6 protein-coding genes, 1 pseudogene and 1 riboswitch are annotated in these 8,962 nt (G+C 67.7%); of the genes and pseudogenes, 4 read left to right on the top strand and 3 right to left on the bottom strand.

Annotation, left to right across the window (positions count from 1 at the left end; genetic code table 11):
* Together CSR00_RS28340 and CSR00_RS28345 are read right to left on the bottom strand one after the other, a co-directional pair.
* Nucleotides 1-183: sigma factor (locus tag CSR00_RS28340; protein ID WP_281259768.1), on the bottom strand; the 183-nt coding region annotated here is incomplete at its 3' end.
* A gap of 256 nt (nucleotides 184-439) precedes the next feature.
* Nucleotides 440-2,752: pseudogene (locus CSR00_RS28345) on the bottom strand (arylsulfatase); the annotation flags it as partial.
* A 179-nt stretch (nucleotides 2,753-2,931) separates the two neighbouring features.
* Here CSR00_RS28345 and CSR00_RS28350 point away from each other — a divergent pair.
* From CSR00_RS28350 to CSR00_RS28365, 4 genes are all read left to right on the top strand, one after another.
* Nucleotides 2,932-3,594, top strand: a complete 663-nt coding sequence (locus tag CSR00_RS28350; protein WP_099025703.1) for a hypothetical protein — start codon at nucleotides 2,932-2,934, stop codon at nucleotides 3,592-3,594.
* Nucleotides 3,595-3,930: 336 nt separating this feature from the next.
* The gene (locus CSR00_RS28355; protein ID WP_099025704.1) at nucleotides 3,931-5,445 is read left to right on the top strand and encodes a DEAD/DEAH box helicase; all 1,515 of its coding nucleotides are present in this window, start codon (nucleotides 3,931-3,933) and stop codon (nucleotides 5,443-5,445) included.
* Nucleotides 5,446-5,573: 128 nt separating this feature from the next.
* Nucleotides 5,574-5,720, top strand: a riboswitch (cobalamin riboswitch).
* Between the two features lie 154 nt (nucleotides 5,721-5,874).
* Nucleotides 5,875-8,139 carry a 5-methyltetrahydropteroyltriglutamate--homocysteine S-methyltransferase gene (metE, locus tag CSR00_RS28360; RefSeq protein ID WP_099025705.1) on the top strand — a complete coding sequence of 755 codons (2,265 nt, stop codon included), beginning with the start codon at nucleotides 5,875-5,877 and terminating at the stop codon, nucleotides 8,137-8,139.
* Nucleotides 8,140-8,315: 176 nt separating this feature from the next.
* Entirely contained in the window at nucleotides 8,316-8,759 is a 444-nt protein-coding gene (locus CSR00_RS28365; RefSeq protein WP_218014555.1) for a DsrE family protein, read from the top strand.
* A gap of 48 nt (nucleotides 8,760-8,807) precedes the next feature.
* Here CSR00_RS28365 and CSR00_RS31885 read toward each other — a convergent pair.
* A partial coding sequence (locus CSR00_RS31885; protein ID WP_141564517.1) for a biotin/lipoyl-containing protein occupies nucleotides 8,808-8,962 on the bottom strand: 155 nt, incomplete at its 5' end.

Raw genomic sequence — 8,962 nt, forward strand, 5'->3', positions numbered from 1 at the left:
CCCGGCATAGGCCTTGACCATCGTCTCCTGCAACAGGTCCTCGGCATCGGCGGGATTGCGCGTCATCCGCAACGCACCACCGTAGAGCTGATCCAACAACGGAATCGCGTCACGCTCGAACCGCGCCAATTCGTCTTCCGGTGCCGGGGCCTGTAGGACTCGCCGATTCGCGTTGGTGGTCATGGTGGACACCGTCCTCGTGCTCGTGTGCCGGGGATTGCCTCGTCGGCCTGCCGCGACGACGGTGTGCGATCGGCCGCAAGAGCTATGAACCACCCTTGTCCGGTGCGGACCCGGAGTCTGCACCGCTGGCCGCCAATCGGCATTGGTGCTGACCCCCACCCGGGACACCCGTTGACCGGTAGTGACCATCGGCCCGCGGCAACCACGGCGCCCGGACTGCGCGGAGCTCCGCCACGACCATCCGGCACGGTGCACGTCAGTCCCGGGACAACGCCGCCGCAGCCTCCCTCTCCAGGTCCGGATAGGCCTCGTCGCTCACGTCGACGGCGACTCCCTGAATGCTCCCCCCGGAAAACCTGCCCGGGTTCTTGTAGTGCGCCGAAACGTTGTCCCCGCTGTCGTAGCCGACGCACAGCCCGTCACCGGAGAGGGTGAACTTACCGATCTGCGCGCGCATCGGTTCCTTCGCCACCGCCTTGTCGTCGACGTAGAGGGTGGTGGTTCCCTGCGACTCGCCGTGCTCCCCCGCCGAGTCCCGCACGAACTCCACGCCCAGGGTGTGCCTGCCCGCGGTGAGCTCCTCGGAGACGAACTCCTGCTCGGGTTTGATACCGAGGAAGTTGTACACGTAGTGCAACCTGCGGTCCTTGATGAACAGCGCGTGCCCTCCGAAGCGTGAGCCGTGGGCGAAGATCACGCCCCGGGCGTCCTCGGTGAGATCGACGTCGGCGATGATCTTGTAGGAGCGCCCGCGGATGTTGACCGCGACACCTTCCGGAACGGGTGCGGTGTCCGGGTAGTACACGTAGCGGTCCCGCGGCGGCTCGGACTGCGGACGCTCGGTGGTCAGCAGTTCCGTCGCCGAACGATCATCGAGTGGCAGCACGAAGTTCTCGTCGGCCTCCCTGAACCAGGTGTCGATGAGCGCCGTGAGCCGTTCTGGGTGTTCGGCAGCCAGGTTCTTCGATTCCGCCCGGTCCTCGTCGACGTGGTAGAGCTCCCACCTGTCCTGGTCGAAATGGCCCGCACCGGACAGCGGGGCGTGCAACGCGGCGGCCTTCCACCCACTCTCCCAGATCCCCCGCGTCCCGAGCATGGCGTAGTACTGACGTTTCTTGGTGGTGGGCGCCGCCGCGTCGTCGAAGCTGTAGCGCATCGAGACGCCGTTGAGCGGATGCTGCCGAACGCCCCGGTAGGTCTCGGGCATCTGGAGACCGACGGCGTCGAGGATGGTGGCCACCACGTCGGTCGCGTGGTGATACTGCTGGCGCACTTCACCTTTCGCCTTGATCCCGGCGGGCCAGTGGATCACCATCGGATCGCAGGTGCCGCCGGAGAACTGCGAGTAGCGTTTGAACATCTGAAAGGGTGTGGAGAACGCGACCGCCCAGCCGGTGGGGTAATGGTTGTAGGTGTCGGGGCTGCCGAGGGTGTCCAGGTACTGCAGGTTCTCCGACAGTTCGTCGGGGTAGCCGTTGAAGAACTTGTTCTCGTTGACCGAACCGTTCGGCGACCCTTCACCGGAGGCCCCATTGTCGGCGCAGTAGAAGATGAGGGTGTTGTCCAGTTGACCGGTCTGCTCCAGGTAGTCGACGATCCGGCCCACCTGGGCGTCGGTGTACTCCGAGAACCCCGCGAACACCTCGGCCATCCGCGCGAAGAGCCGCTTCTCGTCGTCGTTGAGCGACTCCCACGGGCGCACCGAATCAGCCTCGACGGCAACATCATCCGGCATCGGGTTCAGCGGCGTCAGGTCGGTGCCCTCGGGCAGTATCCCCTTCTCGACCATGCGGGCCAGCACCCAGCCCCGGTAGGCCTCATATCCGTCGTCGAACATGCCGCGATACTTCTCGGCGTACTCGGCGGGGCTGTGGTGCGGCGCGTGGTTGGCTCCCGGACAGAACCACAGGTACCAGGGTTTGGACGGGTTGGTGGCCTTCTGGTCGCGCAGCATCCGCAGCGCCTGGTCGGCCAGATCCTTCGACAGGTGATAGCCCTCCTCCGGGCCGTACGGCTGCTCGATGAATCGGTTGTCCTCGACCAGGTCGGGATACCAGTTGTTGGTCTCACCACCGAGGAAGCCGTAGAAGCGGTCGAATCCCTTCTGCAGCGGCCATTCCGACCGGCTGCCGCCGCTGGCCACATCCTCCTCGGGGACGTTGTGGTTCTTACCGACCCAGAAGGTGCTGTATCCGTTGTCCTGCAGTACCTGCCCGATCGTCGCGCATTCCGCCGGCAGTCGCGCGGCCGCGCCCGGGAAGCCGTTGGACGCCTCGGTGATCGCCGAGCACCGGTTCACGTGGTGGTTGCGCCCGGTCAGGAAGCACGACCGCGTGGGCGAACACAGAGCGGTGGTGTGCCACTGTGTGTAGGTCAGACCGTTGTCGGCCAGCCGCTGCATCACCGGCATCTCGATGCGCCCCCCGTAGGGCGACCACGCCGCCATCCCGGTGTCGTCGTAGAGCACCACCAGCACGTTGGGGGCGCCCTCGGGCGCCCGTGTGAGCACGTAGGGCGACCAGTCCGCCGTCGAGTCCCGCACGTCGAGCTTGATCTCGCCCCGGAAGTCCTCGTTCATCCCCATCTCCCCTGCTCGTCGCCCCGCATCGGACGGCGACCCCGTCGACCCCCATTATCGTGAGGGCCCCCCGGCCGCACACCGCATTCACGCAAAGCGGGCGCAGAGCGCTCGACTGGGCCGCCAGCCCGGCACCCAGAAGGTGTCTCCGGAACGCTACTGTCCACCCCATGGCAGCGCTGTTGCGTGTCGAAAACACCCGGAACTACCCGCAGGGCGAGTTGTTTCTGCTCAAGCGTGTCGGCGAAACCTACGAGGCGTTGGTGTATAACACCACGGGGTGTAACCGGTGCCCGGCTGACGTATTCGAGGCAATCGACGTCGTGCGGCTTGCCGAAGCTACGGGATCAGACGTCGTGTGGAAGAACGCGCGCCGGTTCTGGGTCATGGATGCGCTCAACATCAGCCTCGTCGGTGAGCGCCGGGACCTGGGTGGCCTGGAATTCAACCTGGTGGCCAGGATGACGATGCCGCCCGGTTTCTCCGCGGACCGCAGCCAGGCCGAGATGGCTTATCAGCCAACCAAGATCCACCGTGTCAGCAGGTACGAGTTCGGGGCGGGTTGTCCGGTGCAGCTGCTCCGGTCTCCGCAGGAGACGACGTGGGTGATGCAGACGTATACCAACGACATCGCTTCTGACCTCACCGAAGCGGACCTGCCGACGATGGGTGATCGGCTCAGTCTGCCCGAGGGGTGGAGGTACAAGTCGACAGTCCTCCAACGCGATCTGGTCATCGACACGGACGGCGTCGCGAATATCGTCCCTGACGAGCTGTCCAACATGTACCAGGGATGCATCGACGGGGTGAACAGTTTCGACCCCTGGCAGTAGGGTCTTGGAATCCCGCTGACACAGCCCTTGCCGCACGCACCGCACACGTCCCGACGCGCTCTTCACCCCTCATGGCGTCCCGGTGACGTCGGTCACGGTCCCCCGCGTCACCGGTCACCGGTTCGTGGGTACGCCCACGCCGTGCTGTAGGCTCAAGGCGTTGTCGGAGCGCGCTACGCGCCACCGACGAGTCGTGATCGATCAGTCATTCTCTTCGCGCCGGTCCCCCGAGGACGCCGAGTCAGATGACCGGTGCGCCTGCACAGCTTCGTATCGCGGCGATCGATGTTGCCACCGGGCAACCTCGCTACCACCGATGCTGTAGGACGCCTCACCATGCCTGAACCGACCACCTTCGCCGACCTCGGAGTCGACCCGACTCTCGTCGACGTCCTCGCCTCCCAGGGCGTGACGAACCCCTTCCCCATCCAGGCCCAGACACTGCCGGACACGCTGGCCGGCCGCGACGTTCTCGGGCGCGGCAAGACCGGCAGCGGCAAGACACTGGCCTTCTCGCTGCCCCTGGTCACCCGCCTGCAGCCCGGTCAGCGCCGACCCGGCCGCCCGCGCGGCCTGGTGCTGGCCCCGACCCGGGAACTGGCCACACAGATCGCCGCGACCATCGCACCGCTGGCCGAGGCCAGGGACCTGCGGGTCACCACGATCTTCGGTGGGGTGTCACAGAACAAGCAGGCCGCGAACCTGCGGTCGGGTGTCGACATCGTGGTGGCCTGCCCGGGCCGGCTCGAAGACCTGATGCGCCAGGGCCTGATCCACCTCGACGCCGTGCAGATCACCGTGATCGACGAGGCCGACCACCTCGCCGATCTGGGATTCCTGCCCGGCGTCGTCCGGATCCTGACCGCCACCCCGAGCGGCGGTCAACGGCTGCTGTTCTCGGCGACCCTGGACAACGCCATCGATTCGCTGGTGCGCCGATTCCTGTCCGATCCCGTGACGCATTCGGCCGAGGAGCGGGAGGCGGCCGCGCCGTCGCGCATGACCCACCACGTGTTCCTGGTCGGCGGCACCGAGGACAAGAAGCAACTGGTGCACCGGCTGGCCGGCGGGCAGGGCCGCCGGATTCTGTTCCTGCGCACCAAACATCACGCCCGGAAGCTGGCCCGCCAGCTCACACAGGCGGGCATTCCGTCGGTGGACCTGCACGGCAATCTCTCCCAGCCCGCACGCGAGCGGAACCTGGCGGCCTTCGCCGCCGGTGAGGCCCGGGTGCTGGTGGCCACCGACATCGCCGCGCGCGGGGTGCATGTCGACGAGATCGAACTGGTGGTGCACGTCGACCCGCCCGCCGAACACAAGGCGTATCTGCATCGCTCCGGACGGACGGCCCGCGCCGGCGCCGCCGGCGACGTCGTCACCATCGTGCTGCCCGACCAGCGCCGTGACACGCAGTCACTGATGCGCAAGGCCTCCATCACCGTCGCACCTCAGCAGGTGACCGCGGAGTCCGACGCCGTGCATGCACTGGTCGGGCCCCCGGCCCCCTACCAGGCCCCGGCACCGCAGAAGAGCGCGCAGCCCGCCGATCCCGCACGCAAGCCGGCGAACAGCCGACGCCGGCGTCCCGGATCCGGTCGCTCCGGCGGCACCGCGACGGCGCACGCGGCCGGATCGCCGGCACACGTCGCCGGTAACGGCTCCCACACTCACGTCGCCGGCAACGGCTCCCACACTCACGTCGCCGGTAACGGCTCCCACACTCACGTCGCCGGTAACGGCTCCCACACTCATGTCGCCGGTAACGGCTCCCACACTCATGTCGCCGGTAACGGCTCCTCCGCCCGCGGCAACCGACGCCGGGCACGGCGGCCCGCCTCCACCCAGCGCTGACGACTCCTCCCCGGGCCGGTACGTCACCGACCGCCACTGGAGTACGCTGATCGTCGCAGCTGGTTCGCGGTCGGCACAACGGTGTCGGCGGCGTCGAGCGGCGGACGCTGGTTCAGGTGCGCCGCGAGAGGGAACCCGGTGAGAGTCCGGGACTGTCCCGCAGCGGTATGCAGGAACGACCGCCGTCAAAGGCACTGGTCCGCGGGACATCTGCGGCTGGGAAGCGACGGCCAGTAGGGGCACCGGCAGGTGCGCGCCTGTGAGTCCGAAGACCTGCCCGCTGTGTCGGACGCGCCGCGTCCGACGCGCGTCGCCTCGTGGATTGGGCGGATGGCCGCGAACGGTGGACGCCGGCGCTCGACGGCACGTCATCGTTGGCTGCGACGTCCTCAACGGCGACGAGCATTCCGTCGTACCTGAAGGACACGCATGACATCGACCCCGATCACCGCCACCATTCTCGGAGCGCCGCGGATCGGTCCACACCGCGAGCTCAAACGCGCGACCGAGAAGTACTGGGCCGGCACACTGGGACGCGACGAACTGGACAGCCTCGCCACCGACCTACGGCGCACCTCGCTGTCGGAACTTGCTGCGGCAGGGCTGGACTCGGTCCCGGTCAACACGTTCTCCTACTACGACCAAGTCCTCGACACCGCCGTCATGCTGGGCGCGCTGCCACCCCGGGTGGCCGCCGTCGAGGACGACCTCGACCGGTACTTCGCGGCGGCCCGCGGCACCGCCGACATCCCGCCCCTGGAGATGACCAAGTGGTTCGACACCAACTACCACTACCTCGTGCCCGAGATCGGACCGGACACCACTTTCTCGCTGCACCCCGACAAGGTGCTGGCCGAACTCGCCGAGGCCCGGCAGCTGGGTGTTCCGGCCCGGCCGGTGCTGATCGGCCCGATCACCTTCCTGGCGCTGAGCAAGGCTGTCGACGGCGCAGGGGCACCCATCGAACGGCTCGATGAGATCGTGCCGCTCTACGCCGAACTGCTGCGACGGCTGGCCGTGGCCGGCGCGCAGTGGGTGCAGCTCGACGAGCCGATCCTGGTCACCGATGTCCTCGACGACGCGGCCGAGCTGGCCGGCCGGGTCTACGCCTCGCTGGCCGGCGCGACCGACCGTCCCGCGATCCTGGTGGCCACCTACTTCGGCGAGCTCGACCAGGCACTTCCCGCCCTGGCCCGCACCCCGGTCGAAGCCATCGGCGTCGACCTGGTCGCCACTAGTGCCCGGGCCGTCGCCGCGGTTCCCGAACTGAACGACAAGCTCGTTGTCGCCGGCGTGGTCGATGGCCGCAATATCTGGCGCACCGATCTGGAGGCCGCGCTGGCCACCCTCGCCTCGCTGCTGGGCTCGGTGGGCTCTCTCGCGGTCTCCACCTCCTGCTCCACGCTGCATGTTCCGTACTCCCTGGATCCGGAGGACGAGCTGGACGACGCGTTGCGCAGTTGGCTGGCGTTCGGGTCCGAGAAGGTGCTCGAAGTCGCCACTCTCGCCACCGGCCTGCGAGAGGGTCGCGGGGCGATCGAAGCCGAGGTCGAGGCGTCGAATCTGGCGGTGAAGTCCCGCAAGAGTGATCCCCGGCTGCACGTGGATCGGATCCGCGCGCGGCTCCAGACGGTGTTGGCCGCGGGAGTGCATCGCGGCCCGGCCGCGGAGCGCCGCCGGGCGCAGAACGAGCGCCTGCACCTGCCGGTGCTGCCGACCACCACGATCGGCTCGTACCCGCAGACAACGGCGATCCGCAAGGCCAGGGCGGCGCTTCGCGCCGGGGAGATCGACCAGGACGCCTACGAGAAGCAGATGAGGTCCGAGATCGCCGACGTCATCCGTCTGCAGGAGGAGTTGGGCCTGGATGTGCTCGTCCACGGCGAGCCCGAACGCAACGACATGGTGCAGTACTTCGCCGAGCAGCTGGAGGGGTTCTTCACCACCCACAACGGGTGGGTGCAGTCCTACGGGACCCGGTGCGTGCGGCCGCCGATCCTGTTCGGTGACGTGGTGCGACCCAGGCCGATGACCGTCGACTGGATCACCTACGCCCAGTCCCTGACCGACAAGCCGGTGAAGGGCATGCTCACCGGTCCGGTCACGATTCTGGCGTGGTCATTCGTCCGTGATGACCAGCCCCTGGCCGAAACCGCAAACCAGGTGGCACTGGCGATCCGCGACGAGACCGTGGACCTGGAGTCCGCGGGCATCGCGATCATCCAGGTCGACGAGCCCGCCCTGCGGGAGCTGCTTCCCCTCCGCTCCAAGGACAAACAGCCCTACCTGGACTGGGCGGTGGGCGCCTTCCGCCTGGCCACGTCGGGTGTCGGCGACGCCACCCAGATTCACACCCACCTGTGCTACTCGGAGTTCGGGGAGGTGATCGGGGCGATCGCCGACCTCGACGCCGACGTGACCTCCATCGAGGCCGCCCGCTCCCACATGGAGGTGCTTGGCGACCTCAACGCCATCGGGTTCTCCAACAGTGTCGGCCCCGGCGTCTACGACATCCACTCCCCGCGGGTACCGACGACACCCGAGATGGCGGCCTCGCTGCAGAACGCCCTCAAAGCCATTCCGGCAGAGCGCCTCTGGGTCAATCCGGACTGCGGCCTCAAGACCCGCAAGGCCGACGAGGTAACCCGGTCGCTGCGGAACATGGTGGACGCGGCCAAGGAGGTCCGAGCCTGACGACCGATCTCTGCCCGGCCTGATCAGGCCGGGCAGAGACCCGGTTGACCACCTGCGGGAACCCACGTGGCCGTCGGAACGACTGTGATGAGTGACCCTCCGACGCAGCTTCGCACCCGGGTAACCCGACATGCGAACTGGGTCGGGCTGCTCACCTCCCCGAAAAGGAGCCAGTCGTGAAGTTCATCGCGCGGTATGCCGCGGCGTTTCTGGTCACGCTGATTGCCGCCCTGGCGGCGGCGCCGGTATCAAGCGCCGAAACCGTCCGTGACGGCGTGTTCATTCACATCAGCCGCGGACCCGAAGACCCGCATCGGGTGCTCATGGGCCTGAACATGGCCAAGATGATGTCCCAGGACCACGACGTTCTGGTCTACTTCGACATCGACGGTGTGCAGGTGGTTCTCGCCGACTCACCCGACCTGACGTTCGGGGCTTTTCCCTCGTCCAAGACCCAGATCGCCGCACTCCTCGACAGCGGGGTGACGCTGATGGCCTGCCCCGGTTGCCTGGAAGCCGCCGGGAAGTCCGCCGCCGATCTGGCACCGGGCGTCCAGCTGGCCGACCGCAACGGATTCTTCTCCTTCACCGCAGGCAGAATCCTGACTTTGGACTACTGAGGGTCGTCGGCAACCCGGACACGTCCATCGGAACCCGGCTTGTCCGGGTCAACCGATGATGGCCAGGAGGTCGCCACCTTCGACCTGGGTGGCGGTGGTCAGGGCGACACGCGCCACGGTGCCGGCGGTGGGGGTGGTGATCGCGGCTTCCATCTTCATCGCCTCGATGGTGGCCACGGTCTGCCCGGCCTCGACCGCCTCGC

This window comes from Mycolicibacterium palauense (assembly GCF_002592005.1).
Taxonomy (GTDB): Bacteria; Actinomycetota; Actinomycetes; order Mycobacteriales; family Mycobacteriaceae; genus Mycobacterium; species Mycobacterium palauense.

Bases quoted from the DNA above. Each gene is read 5' to 3' on its own strand.
- CSR00_RS28355 (WP_099025704.1), top strand. From the start codon at position 3,931: ATGCCTGAACCGACCACCTTCGCCGACCTCGGAGTCGACCCGACTCTC.
- CSR00_RS28350 (WP_099025703.1), top strand. From the start codon at position 2,932: ATGGCAGCGCTGTTGCGTGTCGAAAACACCCGGAACTACCCGCAGGGC.
- metE (WP_099025705.1), top strand. From the start codon at position 5,875: ATGACATCGACCCCGATCACCGCCACCATTCTCGGAGCGCCGCGGATC.